Below are 22,215 nucleotides of genomic sequence, written 5' to 3' on the forward strand. Positions count from 1 at the left end.
GTTAGTATTTCCAAGATATAGATGTTTTTCCTTCTATTTGAAGGCTTGTGTAGTTACGGTAATAAATATAATATTTACCCTTTGTCTTATTTGTAAATGTTTTGTTTCCACCAGTTACTGTTGGTACATTTGTTACATCTATTATCGGATCTAAGCCAAAAACATCCATTTTAAATTGTAGTTCTATATTAGCTTGTTTTGTTTTCTTAGTATCTACCCAAATACCCTTGATAGGATTAACTGCAACAATAAAGGTAGGATTACTACCAACATCAAGTCTTTTACTTTCGACGCCACCTGTCATGCTATATGTAGTAGTGTATTTACCATTTGCTGCAAAAGCTGTTCCACATATTAATAATAATGAAGATACTATACAAATAGCTAAACCTTTTTTAATTCTAATTATTGTATTTCCTCCTTAAATTTAGTAATTGGAAAGTCCCTTAACTATTAAATCGGAGGAATTTAAAAGTAAATAAAGTAATCTATGTGAACAATAATTGAACTTTAATTTAATATATTGGTGGGGTAGTTAATTTCGCCAAAAAAGGAAATATTTACGATTATGCCGAAATAATATAAAACACTACCTGAAAGGCTGGTCTAACATGCTAAATTTTGTTTTTCCTGGTTTAGTCCTAATTATATTAGTAGCTGTTTTTGTATTATTTAATAGGATCGTTAAGAAATCTAAAAGATCATAGTTTTATAAAGAAAAGAATCTACAATTTGATTCTTTTTTTATTTGGCATAAGTTCACCTTCCTAACCTCAAAATATATAAAAATTTAATAATTAATTCCTACCAGAAGTTAGTTTTAATTAATAAATAATCTAGTCAATTAACATAGAAAATATTAAAAACGAAAATCGAAAGAACCACTTTAACAAAGATTACAAAATAATCATACAAATTTATCAAGTATTTACAGTAACTATACAGTTCCTAAATACTCTTCCGTTATATTGAAAGTACGAAAATATTCAGGTAGGGAGTGTTTTTCATAGGGAACAAGAAAACGATTATTAGTGCTGCTTTAACAATTGCAACTGCAACAACATTGGGATTTAATCATTTCGTAGATGCAAAAGAATCCGATAATAGTCACAAACAAGGAAAGGCTAAAAATGTGATTGTTTTTGTTGGAGACGGAATGGGGGCTGCACACCGTGAGGCGATCCGACTGGCTACTGTTGGACAAACTGGTAAACTAGCAATGGATGATATGCCTTATGCTGGATTAGTACATACTAGCTCAACTACTGCTATAACAGATTCGGCTGCTGCGGCTACTGCTATGGCGTCAGGGGTCAAAACGTATAATGGGGCAATTGGTGTTGATGCAAACAAGAATTCGGTAAAAACAGTCTTGGAAATGGCAAAAGAAGCTGGAAAATTAACTGGGTTAGTCACAACTAGCCAGATTACGGATGCAACTCCAGCAGCATTTGGTGCCCATGTGACAGATCGTTCTAAACAAAGTGACATTGCTAAGCAGTATCTTGAAAACAGCAAAGTCGATGTTCTACTAGGTGGAGGAGAGGACTTTTGGTATCCTGCAGGAAATGCTGGAAGCTACGAAGACCACCCAGTAAAGGACCCTTCTGAACAAAGTAAAGGTACACAAGGAAATCTTGTAGATGAAGCGAAAAAGCTTGGCTACAATTACGTAACAAATGCTAATGAGCTACAAAAAACGAAAAATGGTAAGTTGTTAGGTCTTTTTGCAAATGAAGAAATGTTTGAACAAAGAGAAGAGGGAAAAGGTGATCTTTATGATCCAGTAGTATCTCTTCCTGAAATGACTAAAAAAGCAATCGATACTTTATCAGATAATAAAAATGGTTTCTTCTTAATGGTAGAAGAAGAGGGCACAGACGAAATGTCTCATGAGAACAATGCTGAAAAAATGATCAAGGCTGGTCAAGAACTAGATAAATCAGTATCTGTAGCTAAGGAATATGCCAAGAACCACCCTGACACTCTTGTTCTAGTAGTAGCAGACCATGAATGTGGCGGCTTATCAATTGAAGATGTGAACAGCAAAGATGAGTCAGGCGATGGAATTTCTAAAGAAGACGGACCATTTAATGTGGCAAACAGTAGCAATCAATTCATGATTGACTGGACAACAAGTGGACACGGTGGCGTATCTGTTCCATTAACAGCAATTGGTGCTGGAGCAGAGCTATTATCAGGAACATATGAAAACACTTATATCTATGAGGCTATTAAACAAGCAATGGGTTTAAAAGAATAATTTTGTTGAAAAACATTCCATTTATCAAATGGGATGTTTTTTTATTGTGCGCCCGAAAAACTTAACAACAAAAAGAAGATCATCATTATTTATTAAATGAAAGAAATAAATCAAAGAAGGGTAATTACATATACAAAGAGAATTAATGTTTTAAGGTAAACTACAGAAGAAATAACTAGATTATGTTAAATCTTTAATTTCACTGAAATAAGAAAATAATTAATTAAAGGTAGTGTTATATTGAGAAAATGGGTTATAGTACTTTTTTTAATATGTTTTGTTTTAATTGCTTGTATACAGATTAATAAAAAAAATCTGAATACGTTTAAATTATTTAATTTCAATTCGCAAACAGAATCGGGAATTCCAAAAATTGATCACATTGTAATAGTAATTGAGGAGAATCATGCGAAACAGCAGATTATGGGGAATCATTCTGCACCTTATATTAATTCACTAATGAACCAAGGGGCCAACTTAATTAACTATCATGCAATTGAACATCCTAGCCAACCAAATTATTTGGACCTGTTCTCTGGATCAAATCAAGGTGTCACAGACGATGCTTTACCAAAAACAAAATTCTCAACAGATAATTTAGCGAGTGAGCTTATTGAAAAAAAATTAACATTTGCCGGTTATTCAGAAGATTTGCCTTCAATTGGTTTTAATGGAGAATACTACAAAAATTATGCACGTAGGCACAATCCTTGGGCTAATTTTACAAATGTCCCTAAAAAAGCAAATCAGCCATTAGAAAATTTCCCAACAAATTTTAGTAAACTTCCAACTGTTTCGTTTATAATCCCTAATCTCCAAAATGACATGCACGATGGAACAATTAAACAAGGAGATCAGTGGTTAAAAAAACAAATTGGTGCTTATGTCAAATGGGCAAAAACGAATAATAGTTTGTTAATTGTAACATGGGATGAAGATGACCTTTCACATAATAACAAAATTCCCACCTTTTTTGTCGGACCCATGGTAAAAAAAGGACAATTTAACGAAAATTTAAACCATTTTGATCTTTTACATACAATAGAGGATATTTACGGATTAAAACATGCAGGGACAAATAAATCTGTTAAAACGATTAAAAATTTATGGAAATAGTTGGTCGATTATTGAAGTAGACAACAAAGTTGAGTCTAGTGATGTGATTTCATAGAAGACAGTCTATTTAATATGTAAAACAGTGGCAATCAATTTAGGATTGACTGGACAACAATTGGTGAATTTAAGAACATTCCATTTTTAATTATGGAATGTTTTTTTGCGCTAAAAATTAAGTGGTTAATTTAATTGTAAAAAAGTTGACAAAACTTTTAAAAAGGGTTTTGTAGAAAAATGTAGAATTTTATATTCATAATCAGAGAGGAGGTGTTTTCATGTACTTAGATGAAATACGCTCAAGAGCAAGGGATACCTTGAGTGGGAATTGGAAAAAATTTATTGGATATACGATCATAGTGCATCTATTAACTACATTAGTTGAAAATAGACTTTCTGTATATTTTCCAAATCCCATTCAAAATGAATTGACAAAATACATATCCTATGTAATTAGTTGGGATGACTACCTATCGTTTATTTATAGCCTATTTATTTCGGCAATAATTACGATCGGGAGTACACGGCTCTTTACATTTGCGACAAAAGAAAATGAGCAACCTTATTCCTTACAAACAATATTTTATTATTTTACAAATTTGAACCTCTATTTAAATGCATTTTTACTAAATTTCTTAACTTATTTATATACTACGCTTTGGACATTGCTTTTGATTATTCCTGGCATTATCAAATCATATTCATATAGAATGGCACCATACATATTGATTGAAGAACCACATTTGACTCCTAATGATGCCATTACAAAGAGTAGAAGAATGATGGATGGATATAAGTGGAAATTGTTTTGTTTAGACCTTTCTTTTCTTGGTTGGATCTTATTATGCATTTTAACAGTTGGCATTGGGTTTTTGTGGTTGTTTCCTTATATGAATGCAAGTGAGGCACATTTTTATCATGAATTAAAAAATAATGAAAATGACTCTAATATTGTACAAGGTTAATAGTTTAAAATTAAAAACGGCTATCCTATTCAAGACGATAAAGGATAGCCGTTTTTTACTTATTAACAATCTGATTTGAAGTACGAACTGTTAAAATAAAATAACCGAGATAAATAATATCAATAGAATAATCCTAACCTATATACGATATGTTATTACAGCATATTTAATAGCTATAATATTTTCTAGTTTAATTGGTTTATGGATTGGTAATAAAACTTGGGACGTAAATGAGAATAAATATAATCGTTAGCACTTCTAAGAAATATAGCTTAAAAGGAAAGTGTAAATTTAATAGCTAATATTTATCATAAGAGGTGTTCGGACAATGTTGTTATTAAAGAGATATGGGAAATGGCTTTTCAAATTTGAGAATAAAAGGAATGATCTAACAGAATTCATCTTGGAGATAATTTTTTTACTTTCTCTTTTTTTTGGAACGAAATTTCTTCTTAAGAATTAATCTTTTATCATTGCTTTATTAGTTGTGTTTTTAGCTATAAATCTTTATTCTTTATCGGATGGCTTATTTAGAAAAATTTTAAATGAATTTAATGTCAACATACCAAAGTGGATTAGTATTATTCCGACTACTTTGATCTTTGCTTAAATAATTTTTATAGATAATTAGAAATGTTCCCTAATATGAATATTGTGTGGAACCTAATAACTAAATAGGAGGAATAATTATAAAAAAAGCGCTGAAATATCCCCTAGAAAAATTAGTATCAAATACATACTCATCACCGCAATAGTACTTCATCTTGTAATTTTTTTGTTTCATTCTTTGCAACTTGAAGATTTTATTATTTCCATAGTATTATTTTGGGCAATCATTCAGCATAACAGAGAGATAGATAAACTAAATAAATCTAGTAATTAAAAATTATGTATTTTAAAGGTAGATAGTATTTATGAACTTTCATAAAAAGGAAGTGATTTGTTGTCAGAAAATAGTATTAAATGTGAACCAAATGTATCAAAAAAGGAAATCTTTGCATCTCTTTTACTTGTTCCAGGTTTTTATTTGATGGTTTTATTTACAACTGGATTAATCGTATTTGTTGGAAGTGGCTTAATCTTTATCATTCATTATTTTGTAGGAAAATTTTTAGGTGAATTAGGATTTGCATATTTTGGATTAATTTTACTCGATGCTTTACCTTTTTTTGGAATGATATTTGGAGTGGTGAGTTGTTTTATTGCAATTATTTCTATGTTTTTTAAAAATAAACAATTTGAGCCGGCTATATTAATTAATCCTCATGATCATCCAAAACTTCAAGATTTAATTTCTGAACTTTCTGGAAAAATGGATTCACAAATGCCAGACGCAATCATTTTGCATGTGAAATCAAAATTTTTTGTCTCTGAAGGCAAAATTAATGTCTTTAATGGAATTGCAAAAGGTAGAATACTAGCTATTAGTTATCCTTTACTTCATGTATTAACGGTAAATGAATTACGTGCGATTATTGCCCATGAACTTTCTCATTTTACGGGTAGAGATTTAGTTTTTAAACGATTCGTTTCGCCAGTCTATAAAGGTGCAAATAATTATTTAGACTATATTACATCCCTATTTAATCAAAATGGTCGTCGTCGTCCAATATTTATATCGATTCCAATGATTTTACCAAAAGTGCTTATGGAGTATTATCTTAGAATTTTTCACAAATATAATATGAAAATTTCTCGAGAAATAGAGTACAGAGCCGATTATATTGCATCTAAAATGTGTGGAAATGAAATTTTTAAAGAGGCATTATCTAAGTTAATAAGTCATGGTAATGTTTTTAATCGATTAATTGATGAACAAATGATCGAGAAAATTGTTCATGGTTTTCAATTTGAAAATTACTTTAGCTATTACCGTGAGCATATTGAAACTTACAATATGCAAATAGAAGAGTCATTAAGTAAAGCTTTAAGTGATCATGTAGAAGAATACGCTTCACATCCTACATTGAACAATAGGATAGTAAATTTACCAAGGGTTGATACAATATATAGTAACAATGAAAAAGCATTAGAGTTAATAAATTCGTTTGATTATTTAGAAGTAAGTCTGACAAAGCATTATAATTATTATTTAAATGACAATGCTATTCATTTCTGATGGTTCATAACTCTACTAAAATTAGATTTTAATATGTAATTGAAAAACTCGTAAAAACTATGAGCTAAAAATAGTTCTTCATGCTAAAAAACAACCTTGTCAATTAAATTACCAAATTTTCGTGAAAGGAGTAGAGTGCTGTTGATTTCCATTACAGGATGCTTGCTTTCCATGGGGCGAGATTCTTTCACCTCCTCGGCAGCCTGCGGGGTCTATCGCCTTCCCGCTAATCCCATAGGAGTCGAGCATCCCTCCATTCCAATCAACTTATTCATCAAAAAATGTCTTCGATAAACCCTAATCAAGTAGCCTTTACTTAGTCGTAATCTAACTGTGGTATATTAATCAGATTGTAGATCAATCAATTATGAAATTGCTCAAACATATTAACATTTAAAACTATTAAAAGATCAACAAAAATGCTAATTTTATCATTATAAATGTTCACTTAAAGTCCGCTTTCCCTATTGACGATTTTATATTTCAACACTCTGAGGAGCTAAAAATAGCTCCTTTTTTCTTTTATGGTAACTTTATAAGGCAGGATTAATATTCTTTTAAATTGAATATTTTAATGGTTAACAAATATGAGAAGATCACTTTAACAATTTCAATCCAAATAGATGTTTGCTAGTTTATAAGGTATAGTTAGAATGGGTCTTTGTTGTAAAATGCAAATGTTTGAGAACAGGAGGAAGCATCATGACAAAAATAGCAATTATTTCAGATATACACGGAAATAAAACTGCGTTAGAAGCAGTTTTGAAAGACATTCGCTCTAGAGAAATTGAGAGGATTTTTTGCTTAGGTGATCTAATTGGTAAAGGGCCTCAAAGCTCAGCGTGTATAGAGCTCGTTCAAAAAAATTGCGAAAAAGTAGTCCGTGGCAATTGGGATGTATTTATTCAGTCACCTGCAGAAAATGATTTTATTCAATGGTTTAGAGACAGATTAACAGAAGAAGACTATCAATTTCTAGCTTCTTTACCATTTCATATTGACCTTGAATTAAATGGACAATTAATCAGGTTTTTTCATGCTTCACCAAGGAGTGAATTTGAGAGGATTTTACCATTTCATCCAATTGAAAAACGGTTAAGTATGTTTGAAAATAGTGAGATAACAAATTCAAACAAAAACGATAAGACTCCTGATATCATCTTTTATGGAGATATACATACTACCTTTTTGGAAACTTTCAAAAACGGAATTTTATGCAATGTTGGAAGTGTTGGAAATTCCCTTGATTTAACTTCAGCGTCATATGCGATTCTTGATGGTTCTTATTCAACGAATTCAATCCAATTTGTAAGGGTGGAATATGATAGGGAAGCTGAACTTATGATTGCCGAAGAGTTAAAATTACCGGATCTAGATAAATATCATGACGAAATAATTTTCGGTAAATACAGAAATTCATAATCTAAAATTAAAAACAGTGGGAAATCCTAACTTCCCACTGTTTATTTTATTATTTAGCTGTTTTTTTCAAAAATGGTTTTGACAGTTTCAATGAATTGTTTTCACTGACAAATGTTGAACTTAATAGCAAGACCCCACCAATCATTTGAACAATTGTCATTTTCTCTTGTAAGAAAACAGTTGAAATTAATAAAGAGGTGATTGGATCAACATAACTTAATGCTGCTATACTTTGCCCGTTTAATTTCTGCATACCTGAAAAGAATAATAAGAACCCAATGCCCGTGTGTACCATCCCTAAGATTATTATAAATGGAATTGAAGAAACTGACATTTCCAAAAGCCCAAATCCTTCAGTAATGAATACATATGGAATGAGAAGTGATGATGCTGTTCCAAGCTGGATAAGTGTAATTTCTAAGCCACCCATGTTTTTAATAAACTTATTGAGTAGCATTAGAGAAGCGTAAAACACAGCAGCTAATAATCCATAACCAATCCCAATAAAATCTTCTAATCTAGCCGTGCTTAACCCACCACTAGCAACAACTAATAACATACCGAATATGGATATGACAATGCAAATTAATTTCTTAGTTGATAATTTTTCTTTTAGTACGAATGGAGATAAAATTAGGACAAAGACTGGTGCAAAATAATAACTTAGTGCCGCGTTTGAAACAGTCGTATATTTATAAGCTTGGAAAAGGAAAATCCAATTTCCACCCAATGTAATACTAGAAAGTAACAAAATATAAGCATTATTTTTTACTGATGCCCATGATATTTTTTTCTTACCGATAAGCATGTATGTTATTAAAAATAAACTACCAATTAAACCACGCAATAAAGCTATTTCACTCGAATCTAAATCAATGTATCTTATAAATACGCCAATCGTACCAAAGATCGCCATTGATAGTAGGAATTGAATTTTAGATTTCATCGTCTACTCCTTCGAATCTACGAAACAGCTTATATTTCGCAGATTCTTAATCTGTTTTTAATATAAGCTCACTTAGTGTTGCTTGAACAGCAGGAGTAAACGGTGGTGGTGGTGAAGTTGAAAATGGTTTCCAAATATATAAATTAAAAGAAGATAAAGGCATTTCGATTCCCCCTATTTCAAAAGCATATTATTGTTACATTCAATTATACTAGATTAATGAATAGTTAATGAACAAAACATACATCAAAAATAATGATAGGAGATTTAATATGGAAAAACAACGTAAAATTATCTTATACATTGGTACATCTATTGATGGATATATAGCTAATAATGATGGAACATTAGAATGGCTAGAAACAACATAAGTAGAAGAAGACTCTGGCTATCATACACTTTTAGAAAGAATTGACACTGTAGTAATGGGTAAAGCAATATATGATGTCGTTCGTGGATTTGATATGGAGTATCCTTATATTGCATATAAAAACTACGTGTTTTCAAAATCTGCAACTGGATCAGATAAATATGCTACTTTTATAGATGAAGATATTAAAACTTTTATAATGGGTTTATAGCAACAACCTGGTAAAGATATATGGTTTGTTGGTGGAGGAAACCTAGCTAGAGAATTTTTTAAAGAAAATTTAATTGATGAATTTCAACTAGCGATCGCTCCAATCGTTTTGGGGAAAGGAGTCTCTCTTTACACGGGTGATGACATTACCCAAAATACACTTATACGAAAGTAGAAAAATTAGGTCAACTTGCTATGCTTCATTATGTTAGGAGATAATCTTATGAATTTTCCTATTTAGTAGAGTAGATTGTTATAAATGGTCTGCAGTAGCAGATCTTTTTATTTGCTTAATTTAGTGTTTAAAAATGATATAAATAAAGTAGCTCCAATTGAACCGAAATCTGATAAGGTTAAAGAAGCTTATGAAAATTATTTGAGAGAAAAAGAATTAAACATTTAAGGATGGAAACTATTTCGATCATTTTTTATTGTATACTCTTTAAATGGTTCTTGTTTTTAGTTACATCTGTAAAGTAATCTTCGTAAGTCTATTCTGCTTTTCTCCAGAATATGGACTCAATCCAAATATTTCCTTCATGATTTTTTTAAAAAAAATTTCACTTTTTAAATTGATTCCAATTCGTCATGATTCCTTATAAAACAATACCTCATTATTTCTATTTTATTTTTATATTAAAATTTATTAATACTTTTTATAAAGAAACGTCGGAATTAACCCAAATTACAAAAAGAAGTTGTTAGTGTAATATTATAATAAAATTATAAATAATAGGATGGTAATTATCTATTTATTTAGAATTAGAATTTTATTATTTATATTAAATTTAATTTTTAAATTTATGGGGGAAATAGTAGTGGTAACAACAAATAGTAAATCTATATCTTCATTAACTTTAGGCGTTTTATCAATCATCATTCCTTATATTGGCTTTATACTTGGTATAATAGGTCTATTTATTTCTCGAAAAAGCATTGCCGAAATTAATCGCACGAATGAAAAAGGGAAAGGTTTAGCAATTTCCGGAAGGGTTTGCAGTATTGTTGGAATAAGCATACAGACAATTTTAATTATCATTTTAGTTTTAGGAATTATTACTTTTTTTTCAATGAATGATAATATGACTTTTTAAAGAGAACACAATACAAAGGTTTTCGAATGAAAAAAGTAGAGAAATAGTTTTTAATTATGATTAAACATTAAAGCGACTTTGACTGTTTAGATTTAAATGTATATAGTTTAAATTAAAGTCCTACATATCTACATAATTTTGGATAGAGGAGGTACGGACATGGAAGTTTTTGCAGAATATTTAGCAAGTATGGATCATCCAGACCAACGTGAGCGAACGGCTGAAATTTTGAATTGGATTTCGAATAAATTTCCTAGCCTAGAGCCACAAATTAAGTGGAATACGCCGATGTTTTCCAATCATGGCACATTCATCATGGGCATTTCGACCGCGAAGCAACATATGAGTGTATCACCTGAAGAAAAAGGTATTGTTCAATTTGCCGATGAAATTGCAAATGCTGGCTATAGTGCTACAAAAGGATTGTTTCGTATTCCTTGGAAAGTCCCGGTTAATTATGAATTACTTGAGAAAATGATTGAGTTCAATATTCAAGATAAAGCAGAATATACGACTTTTTGGCGTAAATAATGTTTCTTATTTCTTAAACTAGTTGGTAATGATTACTTGATTTTCAGACTGATTGCAAGCGCTTGTCTTTCGAGGCGCGGAGTTACCCTAAACGGTAATGAGCACCGCAGACAGGCGAAGCAACGAAGAAAGCGAGCGTTTTCGGGCAGTCTGATAGGAGCTGATTAGAACAGCTCCTATTTTTTATACATAAAGATTTAAATAATAACAAGGTCATTTTAAGGACTAAATCGAATAATATAGAATCAATGTTTTAAGATAAGTGGTGATTTAAGTGAAAAATAGCCTACCAAAGAAAATACATATCATTGGTTCAGTTGGGAGTGGAAAGACGACATTAGCTAGGCAGATGTCCAAAAAGCTAAATATTCCTTATTATGAGTTAGATAATGTTGTATGGAAAAGGCAAAAGGGTCATAAAGATATCAGGCGTTCCGAGCAAGAAAGAGAATGCTATTTAGATACACTCATTCGTTCGAATACATGGATAATTGAAGGTGTTCATAATGAAGAATGGGTTAGTAATAGTTTTCAAAATGCAGAGTTGATTATTTTTTTAGATACGAGCTATTCTGTTAGAACCTACCGAATCATTAAAAGATATTTCTTACAAAAACTTAAATTAGAGAAGTCAAATTATAAACCGACACTTAAAATATTCTTCAAAATGTTTAAATGGAATAAGTATTTTGAAGAGGTGGGGAGACCAACATTCTTTAAAAAGTATAAAGATTTATATGATAAAATATTGGTCGTTAATAATATAAATGAGGTTGAAGATTATTTTAAAGAACAACATAGATCAAAAAATATAGGAATCGCAAAATAGCGGTTCCTAATTTTTTGTTTATCGCAGTAAGTTTTTAATGTAATGGGATTGGTAGGTTTTCTACTAATTCTGATAAAAATACAAATTTAGCTTCTTCTTTAATTTTAGGTATGTATTCCTTTATTACATTTGAGGTAATTTCGCCTGGTTCTCCTACATGTCCAATCGCAATCATAGTTGGTTCGACTCTTACTTTTTCTAATAATAATCGAGTTTGTTTTTCTATATGTTTATAGGTGTATAAATCATCGAAAAATAACTTGTTTTCTATGACCGGCACGCCTATCTCATCTGCAATTTTAGTAACTACGCTCCGATAATTCGTTTTACTATCTAAAAAAAATAGGCCCCTTTCTTTACAAGCAGTTAAGACAATGCGCATTACTCTCTCATCGGAAGTTGCTTTTGAACCCATATGATTATTTATTCCTATTGCGTATGGGACGTCATCAATTGCGGCTAGAACTCTTCTTCGAATTTCGTCATCACTTAAGTTGGTCTTAATCGGATTTGGACCTAACCAACTTGCTTTCCCTTTCCTTGGTTCCATTGGTAAATGAACTATTACTTCATAGCCTTTAGAGTGAGCGAAAGTTGCATCCTTTTTAGTAGTAGGTAAAAAAGGCATCACTGCAACTGTTAATGGGATTGGTAGTGAAAGCATTTGGTCCGTTCCTTTCATGTTATTACCAAAATCATCAATCACTATAGCAAGCTTATGATTAGGCTCAGCAAATACTGAAGAGCAGGTAGTAGATAGAGCTACTAATATAGAGAAAATAGAAGTAATCCAAAGCTTCATCGGTAAATCTCCTTTTCCATTAATTACTATGCTCTTCTATTTTCTGTGATTATAAAGAAAATAACCGTAAAAATTGAAAAGAAACTAAAATGTTTAAATACAAAAAGGAAATGTGATTTTTATGCTCAATTTAAAAAAGGAACTTTAATTCTGTTGGCGAATGTAATTAAGTTAAAGTTTTGGTTTCATCTTAGGAGGTATTATGAAAGATTTTCATTGCTGCGCAACCTGCCAGCATTTTATAACAAAGAAACAAGTAAAAGGTATGAAATATTATTGTAGTAGATTGGGATTTGAAACAATGACGACCTATAAGTTTAATTGCTGGAGTCCAAATGAGAATGTGAAGAAATTGATAAATAAGTTCAACGTGGAACGATAGACTCACAAACAAAAAGAGGAAGATAAAATGAATAGAAATAGGTTATATAAATCGAATACAGATTATGTATTTTTAGGTGTATGTGGAGGAATTGCAGAAGCTTTATTAATCCCATCAATTCTTGTAAGATTGGTATTCTTATTTTTGCCAGTATCACTTCTAGTCTATCTAGTTTTGGGAGCGCTGATGGGAAATGATGATTTTTATTATGTTGAAAATGTAAGAAAAAAGAGTAGGTTTAAAACTGTGATACTTGCTTTTGTATTTACTGTAATCGTAATAGTCATTTTATCAAATTTAGGATTTTTATGAACTAACTCAAACAAATAAGGATGACCAAAAACTAAAATGACCTTAATTAAAAGGTCATTTTTAATTTTCTAAATAACGATATAGAGTAGATTTACTAATCCCAGTCTCCCTTTTAATATCTTCAAGTGTATATTTTTTACTTTCATACTTAATGATCGCTCGTTTTACATTTTCATCAGGTTTTTTAGGACGTCCTGAAGTAACTCCTTTTTGTTTGGCTTCATATATTCCCTTTTATAAACGTAAATATTGGACATTAAGTAAAGACTTCTTCATTTTGAAGAAGCTTTTTTAATTAGGGATTTGTAAATTTTAAGTCAGAAGAAGGTGACAATACTTACAAGATAGAAACAAATAAATAGATGTAAAAAGGGTGTGGTTAATTTGGACAATAACAATTTAGTAGAGAAACAGTTAAAAATCCTCAATGAAATTAACACAATTTGTTTAAAACTTACATTTCAACTCTGGTTACGAGGAGGGTGGGCAATTGATTTTCTTCTTGGTAAAGTGACCCGCGAACACTCGGATATTGATTTAGTCACTTTCATTCAATATAGGGATGAGTTAGAACGGGCAATGGTTAATGTTGGTTTTAAGAAAATCCCGGTCAGTATGCTTCAAACAGATTTCATAAAAGATGAGGTCGATGTGAGTTTTGTATTTGTTAGAATAACAGATGAAGGTAAAATCAAAGCAAATGGTTTTCCAGACTGGGAATGGAGAAAAGATGCTTTGCCTATTCAAAAATATCATTTAAAAGGTATATCAATGAATGTACTAAACCCAAATCAGTTACTTGATGAAAAAAAGGTATATGAAAAAGGTACAGGACGCAAGCTTCGTCCAAAGGACATTGAGAGTATGAAAGTAATTCAAGGAATTATTGATCAATTAAGCTAATTGAACTTAATAGGTAGTAGTTTTAAAAGAAAAGGAGAGAAAAGAAATGAGCACATCGAAAATTTCTATGAAAAGTCCCACACCTATACTACGTATGTTTGATGAAGATAAGGCAAAAGAATTTTACATAACATTTTTAGAATTTGAGATTGATTGGGAGCACCGATTTGAAGATGATTTTCCTTTATATATGCAAATTTCTTATAGCGATTGTGTAATTCATCTTTCTGAGCACCATGGTGACTGTAGTCCAGGTGCAGCTATTAGAATTGAGGTAGAAAATTTAGAGTTACTTCATACAAAGTTGCTGAAAAAGAAATATAAATATGCTCGCCCTGGTATCGAAGAAACTCCTTGGAAAACACGAGAGGTCCGGGTTGGAGATCCATTTGGTAATAGAATTGTCTTTTATGAGAACATGTAAGACTGAAGTTTTATTGTATAGTATCATAATGAATAACCTAAAGATTAAAGAAGATTGAATTAGGTATCATTTTAAATTAATCCTCTTAAAAACTAAAAATGAACTAATCAGCTTAGTATATGTACTATTTCAGAATTTTTTTTCCTGAAATGAATTTAGACCAAACGAACTGTATTAATCCAGCGGTCAAAACACCTACTAGTGTATCCCTCATTCGATCCATCGCATAATCCTTTGATTGGTGTTCAAAAGCAAAGACAAATAGAATTGTGAGAGCGACCTGGTGAAGAACTTTTTTGTCTAATTTTAAATATTTAGCAATATATGTACCAATTAAAATTAAAAGTCCTAAGTTCCATCCATTGACTTTCAGATAACTCGCAATTATTACAGTAATACCAATTCCAATTATTGTTCCAATTACTCTTTTGATTGATAAATTAATTGTTTTGTCCATTGTCGATTGAACAGTAAGGATAAGAGAAACTGGACCTAAGTAGGGATGTGAGGAACCAAAAAATTTCGAGATTTCCCATGCTAATGTAGAACCAATCGATAATTTCCAGATCAGACTAGTTATATTTTTAGATGAGTTCAGTGATTTTGTTTCTACCATAAGCACCTCTTTTAGAAAATTCTATTTTTTTATATTATCCTCTCAAATTAAATCTAATATGTATAAGATGTCTATAAGAATAAATAAGAAATTGAAAACTTATAATAGTGTTTAGCTAATAGACAACAACAAAAAATAGAAATGGGTTGAAGGAATGATAACAGTTTTATTTGAATATAAGTTTGAAAAGAAGTTCTTAGAGGATTTTAAATCAAGATTATGAAAGTCAGCACATCCAAAATTTCATTCAGAGCCCTCAAATATTGGAATGAATTTTATGCAAAGAGAAGATGAGCAATATTATTACATCAATTTAATTATTAAATATAGAAGTAAAGAAGAATATGAAGAACGAACGAGGTTTGAACGAAGTCAGCTTGAATGGAATGAAACATGGTTCAGTAAAGACATTACCCATGAACTATTATCAGTAACAATCTGGAAGGATTTTAGCCCAATGTCATAACAGCTTTATTGCAACATGATTCTTATACTTTACGATAATTTTGTGAATTGGTTATAAAGGATTATTTTTACCCGCAAGGAATTCATATTTCCTTGCGGGTTTTGTCATTTATTCGTTAAAGTAAAAACAGAAATTTCTGGTACACTAAAAAATCGAAACGGAAGCCTTGTTGTTCCTATACCCCTATTAACATATAAGTCCATAGGTTTTATATGATGGATTATTTTATATAACCCTTCAGTATAAATAGTTGCTAATGGCGGAGTATAAATTGCTTCGTGAAATGGTAGTTTAACTTGTCCACCATGACTATGGCCAGAGAGTTGTAAGTCTATGGGATACTCTTTAAGTCGTTCTGCCACATCAGGTTCATGGACTAGTAAGAGATTAAAGGTGTTTTTTTGTATATTTTTAAATGCTTCAGCCGGATTTGGTCTTCCTAAAAGATAGTCATCCAAACCAATAATATTTAGTTTACTATGATCTTTTAAGACGATTTCTTTCTGTTCATTTTCTAAAACGGTAAAACCAGATTTTATAAAAACCGATGATGAGATTTTCTTCCCTGCACCACCAACGTCATGATTTCCGTATATAGCATATTTACCATACTTTGCTTTTAATCGTTGAAGCACAGCAGGGATTTGATCTAATTTATTGGATAAAGCGCTATTATCAATTAAATCACCAGTAAACACAATTAAATCAGGATTTTGTTTATTAATTTGATCGACAACATTATTTAATTGCTTTAATGTATAATGAGCACCTAGATGACTATCACTAAATTGAACAATTTTCATTCCTTCCATCTGTTTTGAAACGGAAGTTGATGAGATTTTTATTTGATTTACATCTAACATTTTTGGTTCAATACTTTTTGAATAACTATATAAACTAATAGGGAAAATTAATAATATAAACGTAAAAACTATTAATCTTCTAACTACCTTTCGAAATATGGTATATTTCATATCTATAACCTGCCTTTATGAATGAATTGATACAATTAAGATTGTAAATAAAATAAATAGAGTACTGACTAAAATTTCAATAATCCTCATATTATCACTCCCCCTAGAAAACAGTTTAAGCTCCTTTTGTTACATGTACGTGACAAAATAACCTAATGAACGGAGGAATTAAATATCAATATTTTAATCGCTGATGATGAAAAAGATATGTTAAAAATCTTAGAGGCATATTTCAAAAAGGAAGGATACAACGTTTTCTTAGCGGAAGACGGAGAACAGCTATCGAAATCTTTTATAGCGAAAAAATTGATTTAGCTATTTTAGATTGGATGTGTGTGAATCTACTATATTTAAATCTTTTTCTTTAAATAATTTATTCGCTATTTGAACAGTTTCATCGCCACTTAATCGAACGATGGCATCCGGGTATCTTAATTACTAGAGCTAAAAAATTACTAAAAGAAGAGCATCATATTGTAATTGGTAATATAAAAGTAGACTTTAAAGCTAAAATAGCATTTAAAAACGGGGAAAATTTAAATTTAACGAAAAAGGAAATTGATTTATTAAGCTGTTTTGTACGTAATCGCGGAAATATTTTATCACGTGAGGATTTATTAGTGAATGTATGGGGTATTGATTACGATGGGGATGATCGAACGGTGGATACCCATATAAGAAGATTAAGAGAAAAAATAGGAGAAGACCTTATTCAAACACATAGGGAAAGTGGTAAAAGAATAAGTAAAATCTATGATCAAGGTAAGTTGAAATCTAGTTTTTTAGTCGATTTTATTCAAAAGGATAATGTATTCATTGTAGTCGGTGTTTCTATTGTATATTTAAGTGATGCTGTTCATATCGTTAATAAGTTCACCATTTATATTATGGTTTTCTTGATTTTAATGCTGATTTTAATGGTTTGGATTTGGTCAAAAAAAATAACAAATCCATTAAAAGAATTAAAAGATATTTCTAAAGAAATCGCTCAATTAGATTTTAAAAAGGCAAAAATTTCAACAAATGATGAAATCGAAGAACTTGCTAAAAGTATAAACGAAATGAGTGACAAATTGAGGATTGCCCATGATGATTTAAATCAACGGAATGCAAATTTAAAAACATTCATTTCAGATATATCTCATGAACTTAAAACTCCATTGGCTTTAATCAAAGCTTATTCTGCAGGCATAAAAGATGGAATAGATGATGGAACTTATGTTGATACGATTATTAAACAAACTGATCAAACAAACCGATTAATCGATAAATTATTAGAGTTATCAAGAATTGAAGGTGAAATATTACATATAGAAAAATTTGACTTAATTCAGCTTTTTGAAACTAGTTTGGAGAACTTTGAAATCGAATTGAATCAAAATAATATCATTTTAACAAAAGAATATATTAGTACGAATCAATTAAATATTGAAGTAGATCGTGACCAAATTGAGAAAGTATTTAATAATTTAATTAGTAATGCAATTAAATATACAAAAAATCCGGGAATAAATATTAAGATTTACGAGGTGAATGAGGAAATTGTATTCATGATTAATAATGAAACAAATCTTAAAAATTCTACTCAAATTAAGCAAATCTGGGAACCTTTTTATGTTATGGAGGCTTCCCGAAATAAACATTTTACAGGTACAGGCTTAGGTCTAGCAATTGTGAAATCGATTTTAACACGTCATCAGTTAAAACATGATGTGAAATTAATAGATGGAATCATTGAATTTTCAATTCATTTTCCAAAACCCTTACAGTAAAGTAAGGGTTTTACGTTGTTGAAAACAACCTTATCAATTAATCATCAAATTTTCGTAAAGGAGTAGTGTGATGTTGATTTCCATTACAGAATGCTCGCTTTCCATGGGGCGAGATTTCGCCTCCTCGGCAAGCCTGTGGGGTCCTTAGCCTTCCCGCTTATCCCATAGGAGTGGAGCATCCCTCCATTCCAATCAACTAATTCATAAAAAAAAAGTTCACTTAAAGTACATTTTCCCAATTGGCCATTTTATATTTCTACACTCTGAAAACCCTTATAATAAAGTAAGGGTTTTTAAATTTACTTCTTAGTTCTAATATTCAAGCCATACGGCAGCATTAACAATGTTAATTTATTTATATAGTAGTACCTATTAATCTATGAAAATCCATCTCGTGGGTTTTAGATTTATTGATGAATAACAACACCTGTACCAATTGGAACCATTGAGGATAACTCAAGAACATCCTTATTATACATTCGAATACAACCATGTGAAACAAAGTGACCAATAGTTGATGGATTATCAGTTCCATGAATTCCGTAATGTGGAGCAGATAGTCCCATCCATAGTACACCAAAAGGTCCACCAGGATTTGGATCTTTATTTATAATTGTATAGGTTCCTGTAGGAGTAGGTGTAAGCATTTTTCCAACACCGATTGGGTAAGTTTTAAGGAGATTGTTGCCATCGAAAAGTTTTAGTTGGCGGTTTGATGTAGAAATGTAGATCCAATTAGTCATTTTATCAGCTCCAGTTTTTAACCATATTATGAAGAAAGTTTAATAGTTGTTAAATACAAGAGTAGTAATAGAAATATGAAATTTAGATAGAAAAAATAGTAAGTTTCCATTACTTTTCTACTATTTCCTTAGTACCAAGATTGGAGCAATTGAATAATCTATAGGACAAGCACTTTAAGGAGTGGATTAGTCTATAGTGTCTAATACAATAAAATATTTTCAATATGCCCAAGAAGTTTCAAAGAAAATTGGCTGGTTACCCGAAGTAATTTATACTCAATGGCAAGTAGAAACAGCACATTTTACGTCTAAAAATTTTAAGAAAAATAACAATATCGCAGGGCAACATGGTATCCAGGCTTACCTCTTAGTAGCAGAGGAACAGCTAGACCTAAAAATGAAGGAGGGTATTATATAAAATATAATGAACCAGTTCAGGGCTATGTTGATTTTATTTTAAATAATCCGAGGTACAGTAAAGTTAGAACATACAAAACTGCTAATGAGCAATTAAATGCGATTGCTGCTGCAGGATGGGCAGTAGCTCAAAATTATGCAGATGTACTAAATTCGGTTAATAATGCAAATATTAAAAATGGATTATATAAAAGGATTATTGAAATTGAATTACATCCTTATAAGGGAATCTTAAAAAAAGGATCAAGGGGAGTGCAAGTAAAGAAAATTCAAGTAATAATAAGCGTCAAAGTGGATGGGATTTTCGGGACTTTAACCGAAAAAGCGGTTAAAGAGTTTCAAAGAAAAAATGATTTAGTAGTTGATGGAATTGTTGGAGTAAAAACATGGGGCAAACTTTTCAATCCAACAAATCTATAAGGAAATTAAATATTTAAAAATGACCTGTATGATTTTTTATACAGGTTATTTAATTTTAACCTACTATATAAGAGGATTTGAAAGAATTTTATAGAAAAATTAACAATAACTATTTAAGAAAAGGAGAATTAAAGTGGAAATTAGAAATGCGGAAATGAATGATTGTGAATCAATCGTAATTCTAGATTCTCAAATTATTGAAAGCCGAATTAGGGAAGATCAAATTAAAAGATCAATTGAAGAAAATCGCTGTATTGTTTGTGAAATGAATATGAGGATAGTAGGTTTTATGATTTATCATAAATTTTTCTTTGGCCATTTATTTATTGATTTAATAATTGTTTCACCAAAAACGAGGAGGCTTGGTATAGCAAAAAATCTCATGAAATATGTTGAAGTTTTATCAGAAAAGAAATTATTTTCCTCTACCAACAAATCAAATATCCAAATGCAAAACGTATTTCAATCTCTAGGATATATTGAAAGTGGATTTATCGATAATTTGGATGAAGGAGATCCTGAAATTATTTATGTTAAATTAATAGATTAAACGATATTTTTGGTCATTTATTTTTTGAAGAGGAATAAAAATATTTTTATTACCCCTATTATCATTAGCCACTTCCAAATACCCATCTTCAATTCTATATAAATTTACTCTCTACAGTTTCTCAAACTTAGTTCGAAATAATCCTATCGAAAAAGTTTACTAATATTCTCAATAATTACGAAAAAAATTGTGTAAAAAGTCCTGATGGAATGATTGATTTGTTACTTTAGGCTAATTAGTATAAAAAAATTTTAAATACATTCTTCCTGTTATTCTATTTTTCAGTACTTGATGAATAGTAATAATATATAAATGCTCCAATTATATCACTACAAGGAGTGGAAATATGGATTTTAAAAGGGAATTCATCTTAAAAACAAAAGCAATATATAAAGAAACTGTTACAGAAAATATGGCATACAGTAAGATGTGTGAGAAATTCGAATCATATTTTGTTGATTTAAAGGAGTCTTTAAAAAAGGAAATTGAAGTTTCGAATGGTGAGTTTGATATTATGATTGATAAAGATGGTGTTATTGAGGTCTTATTAAATCAAAGAGAGTTATTAATTACGATTGATGATGCTGGGGTAGTAGTTAGTATTAAATATTTTGATGAAGTGCAAAATGAACAGGTTGAAAATAAGATTGATATAATTGAATATGATGGTGGCGCATATAAAAGTCAAGTATTTCAATCACCTATTACTAGAAATATAATTGATAATTATTTGGCAATTGCGTTTAGAGATGATTTAGAAAAGAATTTTGAGAGTTATAGTGAATAATAAAGTAATTTATTTGTAAGTGATTTGTTCCAGTTAAATAATAGTAAGACTAGAGCTTGGGATTTCCAAGCTCTTTTAATTTGTTATAGTTCTTGCACTTGAAATCTTAAAACAGTTTTCAATTTTTCAGGTTGAGTTTTTCTTGCATCAGAAATTTAAATCTCTTTATGTGTTTTTTGAACTCTTTAGATTATTCTCCATACAGAATTCTTCCATTAGTTTAAAAGTTCTTGGCTCGTCATCATAGCTTCCGGTGTGCATGGTTTGAACACATAAGCCTTCAGTAATCGATTCGAGTTTTACGTTTGCTAGCAGTGGATTTTTCTTTTTTTGTTTAAGTTGATCTAAAATGATGTATGTTAAATCTTCTGTAACAAAGTCGGGTTGTCTTATCATTAATTTATATAGAAGATGTTCTTTATTTAAGTAGTCTAGTTTTCGACCTTCTTCATCTAAATCCCAAACACCTTCAAGAGGGAAGACTGTGTAATCAAAGTATCCTTCTGGAACAATGCCTTTTTTGGGTAACATTTTAATGGCATATGCTAAAGAATAAAGCGCTTCGACATTTTCTTTAAAAAATTCATTATTTGGATTGCCTTTGCCTTCAATCGTTATATATTTAAAGGTTGGTATATTAATTTTACTAGGCTTACTTTTTGGTAAATAAATTTCTTGTGAACTTTTTCTCCACTCAAGTTTACTCACTAGAAAAACTCCCTAAATAATAAGTTAGTTTGGTTTATTGCGTTATGACTATGCTTGTTAAAAAACAAAAAGCAATC

General features: G+C 30.4%; 26 protein-coding genes and 2 pseudogenes. 20 read left to right on the forward strand and 8 right to left on the reverse strand.

Features of this window, described 5'->3' with window-relative positions; all coding sequences use genetic code 11:
• Position 1: 1 nt before the first annotated feature.
• Complete coding sequence (locus V5E38_RS06910; protein WP_499212678.1) at positions 2–304, reverse strand: hypothetical protein; 303 nt, start codon at positions 302–304, stop codon at positions 2–4.
• Positions 305–1,063: 759 nt separating this feature from the next.
• On the opposite strand from V5E38_RS06910, the gene V5E38_RS06915 reads away from it, so the two are divergent.
• From V5E38_RS06915 to V5E38_RS06935, 5 genes are all read left to right on the forward strand, one after another.
• On the forward strand, positions 1,064–2,263 hold the full coding sequence (locus V5E38_RS06915) for an alkaline phosphatase (protein ID WP_499213530.1): 1,200 nt from the start codon (positions 1,064–1,066) through the stop codon (positions 2,261–2,263).
• 240 nt (positions 2,264–2,503) lie between these two features.
• Positions 2,504–3,379, forward strand: a complete 876-nt coding sequence (locus tag V5E38_RS06920; RefSeq protein ID WP_499212679.1) for an alkaline phosphatase family protein — start codon at positions 2,504–2,506, stop codon at positions 3,377–3,379.
• Between the two features lie 275 nt (positions 3,380–3,654).
• Positions 3,655–4,341, forward strand: coding sequence for a DUF975 family protein (locus V5E38_RS06925; protein ID WP_499212680.1), 687 nt, complete (start codon positions 3,655–3,657; stop codon positions 4,339–4,341).
• Positions 4,342–5,284: 943 nt separating this feature from the next.
• The gene (locus V5E38_RS06930) at positions 5,285–6,460 is read left to right on the forward strand and encodes a M48 family metallopeptidase (protein WP_499212681.1); all 1,176 of its coding nucleotides are present in this window, start codon (positions 5,285–5,287) and stop codon (positions 6,458–6,460) included.
• Positions 6,461–7,162: 702 nt separating this feature from the next.
• Positions 7,163–7,882, forward strand: coding sequence for a metallophosphoesterase family protein (locus V5E38_RS06935; protein WP_499212682.1), 720 nt, complete (start codon positions 7,163–7,165; stop codon positions 7,880–7,882).
• Between the two features lie 49 nt (positions 7,883–7,931).
• Here the strand turns inward: V5E38_RS06935 and V5E38_RS06940 are convergent, their stop codons facing one another.
• Positions 7,932–8,828 carry a DMT family transporter gene (locus V5E38_RS06940; protein ID WP_499212683.1) on the reverse strand — a complete coding sequence of 299 codons (897 nt, stop codon included), beginning with the start codon at positions 8,826–8,828 and terminating at the stop codon, positions 7,932–7,934.
• Positions 8,829–9,253: 425 nt separating this feature from the next.
• Here V5E38_RS06940 and V5E38_RS06945 point away from each other — a divergent pair, with 425 nt between their 5' ends.
• The 5 genes from V5E38_RS06945 to V5E38_RS06965 all read left to right on the forward strand — a co-directional run bounded on the left by V5E38_RS06945 (position 9,254) and on the right by V5E38_RS06965 (position 11,862).
• The gene (locus V5E38_RS06945; RefSeq protein WP_499212684.1) at positions 9,254–9,409 is read left to right on the forward strand and encodes a hypothetical protein; all 156 of its coding nucleotides are present in this window, start codon (positions 9,254–9,256) and stop codon (positions 9,407–9,409) included.
• Between the two features lie 18 nt (positions 9,410–9,427).
• Positions 9,428–9,583 (forward strand): dihydrofolate reductase family protein, encoded by a 156-nt coding sequence (locus V5E38_RS06950; RefSeq protein ID WP_499213531.1) that lies wholly within the window; start codon positions 9,428–9,430, stop codon positions 9,581–9,583.
• Between the two features lie 643 nt (positions 9,584–10,226).
• On the forward strand, positions 10,227–10,502 hold the full coding sequence (locus V5E38_RS06955) for a DUF4190 domain-containing protein (RefSeq protein WP_499212685.1): 276 nt from the start codon (positions 10,227–10,229) through the stop codon (positions 10,500–10,502).
• Between the two features lie 159 nt (positions 10,503–10,661).
• Positions 10,662–11,033, forward strand: coding sequence for an iron chaperone (locus V5E38_RS06960; protein ID WP_499212686.1), 372 nt, complete (start codon positions 10,662–10,664; stop codon positions 11,031–11,033).
• Between the two features lie 274 nt (positions 11,034–11,307).
• Positions 11,308–11,862: a P-loop NTPase family protein gene (locus V5E38_RS06965; RefSeq protein WP_499212687.1), complete on the forward strand. Its 555-nt coding sequence runs from the start codon at positions 11,308–11,310 to the stop codon at positions 11,860–11,862.
• A 34-nt stretch (positions 11,863–11,896) separates the two neighbouring features.
• Here V5E38_RS06965 and V5E38_RS06970 read toward each other — a convergent pair whose 3' ends face one another.
• Complete coding sequence (locus V5E38_RS06970) at positions 11,897–12,664, reverse strand: divergent polysaccharide deacetylase family protein (RefSeq protein ID WP_499212688.1); 768 nt, start codon at positions 12,662–12,664, stop codon at positions 11,897–11,899.
• Positions 12,665–13,073: 409 nt separating this feature from the next.
• Between V5E38_RS06970 and V5E38_RS06975 the strand changes: the two genes are divergently transcribed.
• On the forward strand, positions 13,074–13,358 hold the full coding sequence (locus V5E38_RS06975) for a PspC domain-containing protein (protein ID WP_097977912.1): 285 nt from the start codon (positions 13,074–13,076) through the stop codon (positions 13,356–13,358).
• A gap of 60 nt (positions 13,359–13,418) precedes the next feature.
• Here the strand turns inward: V5E38_RS06975 and V5E38_RS06980 are convergent.
• Positions 13,419–13,592, reverse strand: a pseudogene (locus V5E38_RS06980) (helix-turn-helix domain-containing protein); the annotation flags it as partial.
• 150 nt (positions 13,593–13,742) lie between these two features.
• Between V5E38_RS06980 and V5E38_RS06985 the strand changes: the two are divergent.
• Positions 13,743–14,261: a nucleotidyltransferase domain-containing protein gene (locus V5E38_RS06985; RefSeq protein WP_499212689.1), complete on the forward strand. Its 519-nt coding sequence runs from the start codon at positions 13,743–13,745 to the stop codon at positions 14,259–14,261.
• 46 nt (positions 14,262–14,307) lie between these two features.
• Positions 14,308–14,685 (forward strand): glyoxalase superfamily protein, encoded by a 378-nt coding sequence (locus V5E38_RS06990; protein ID WP_499212690.1) that lies wholly within the window; start codon positions 14,308–14,310, stop codon positions 14,683–14,685.
• A gap of 124 nt (positions 14,686–14,809) precedes the next feature.
• On the opposite strand, the gene V5E38_RS06995 is transcribed toward V5E38_RS06990, so the two are convergent.
• A complete protein-coding gene (locus tag V5E38_RS06995) occupies positions 14,810–15,301 on the reverse strand; it encodes an aromatic acid exporter family protein (protein ID WP_499212691.1) in 492 nt (163 codons plus the stop codon).
• A 277-nt stretch (positions 15,302–15,578) separates the two neighbouring features.
• Between V5E38_RS06995 and V5E38_RS07000 the strand changes: the two genes are divergently transcribed.
• On the forward strand, positions 15,579–15,767 hold the full coding sequence (locus V5E38_RS07000) for a hypothetical protein (RefSeq protein ID WP_499212692.1): 189 nt from the start codon (positions 15,579–15,581) through the stop codon (positions 15,765–15,767).
• Positions 15,768–15,871: 104 nt separating this feature from the next.
• Here the strand turns inward: V5E38_RS07000 and V5E38_RS07005 are convergent, their stop codons facing one another.
• Positions 15,872–16,741, reverse strand: a complete 870-nt coding sequence (locus V5E38_RS07005) for a metallophosphoesterase (RefSeq protein WP_499212693.1) — start codon at positions 16,739–16,741, stop codon at positions 15,872–15,874.
• 174 nt (positions 16,742–16,915) lie between these two features.
• Here V5E38_RS07005 and V5E38_RS07010 point away from each other — a divergent pair.
• Positions 16,916–17,475, forward strand: a pseudogene (locus V5E38_RS07010) (response regulator transcription factor); the annotation flags it as partial.
• A 183-nt stretch (positions 17,476–17,658) separates the two neighbouring features.
• Positions 17,659–18,513 carry a sensor histidine kinase gene (locus V5E38_RS07015; RefSeq protein ID WP_499213532.1) on the forward strand — a complete coding sequence of 285 codons (855 nt, stop codon included), beginning with the start codon at positions 17,659–17,661 and terminating at the stop codon, positions 18,511–18,513.
• Between the two features lie 407 nt (positions 18,514–18,920).
• On the opposite strand, the gene V5E38_RS07020 is transcribed toward V5E38_RS07015, so the two are convergent.
• Positions 18,921–19,256 carry a L,D-transpeptidase gene (locus V5E38_RS07020; RefSeq protein WP_098234807.1) on the reverse strand — a complete coding sequence of 112 codons (336 nt, stop codon included), beginning with the start codon at positions 19,254–19,256 and terminating at the stop codon, positions 18,921–18,923.
• A gap of 196 nt (positions 19,257–19,452) precedes the next feature.
• Between V5E38_RS07020 and V5E38_RS07025 the strand changes: the two genes are divergently transcribed.
• The 4 genes from V5E38_RS07025 (at position 19,453) to V5E38_RS07040 (ending at position 21,430) form a co-directional block, all read left to right on the forward strand.
• Entirely contained in the window at positions 19,453–19,674 is a 222-nt protein-coding gene (locus V5E38_RS07025; RefSeq protein WP_499212694.1) for a hypothetical protein, read from the forward strand.
• A 251-nt stretch (positions 19,675–19,925) separates the two neighbouring features.
• The gene (locus V5E38_RS07030; RefSeq protein WP_499212695.1) at positions 19,926–20,093 is read left to right on the forward strand and encodes a peptidoglycan-binding domain-containing protein; all 168 of its coding nucleotides are present in this window, start codon (positions 19,926–19,928) and stop codon (positions 20,091–20,093) included.
• 133 nt (positions 20,094–20,226) lie between these two features.
• The gene (locus V5E38_RS07035; protein WP_499212696.1) at positions 20,227–20,643 is read left to right on the forward strand and encodes a GNAT family N-acetyltransferase; all 417 of its coding nucleotides are present in this window, start codon (positions 20,227–20,229) and stop codon (positions 20,641–20,643) included.
• Positions 20,644–20,989: 346 nt separating this feature from the next.
• Positions 20,990–21,430: a hypothetical protein gene (locus V5E38_RS07040; RefSeq protein WP_098232923.1), complete on the forward strand. Its 441-nt coding sequence runs from the start codon at positions 20,990–20,992 to the stop codon at positions 21,428–21,430.
• A 165-nt stretch (positions 21,431–21,595) separates the two neighbouring features.
• Here the strand turns inward: V5E38_RS07040 and V5E38_RS07045 are convergent, their stop codons facing one another.
• Positions 21,596–22,138, reverse strand: coding sequence for a GyrI-like domain-containing protein (locus V5E38_RS07045; protein ID WP_499212697.1), 543 nt, complete (start codon positions 22,136–22,138; stop codon positions 21,596–21,598).
• Between the last annotated feature and the right edge of the window lie 77 nt (positions 22,139–22,215).

The sequence above is a fragment of the Rossellomorea sp. GAMAL-10_SWC genome (assembly GCF_049568075.1).
Taxonomy (GTDB): domain Bacteria; phylum Bacillota; class Bacilli; order Bacillales; family Bacillaceae_G; genus Gottfriedia.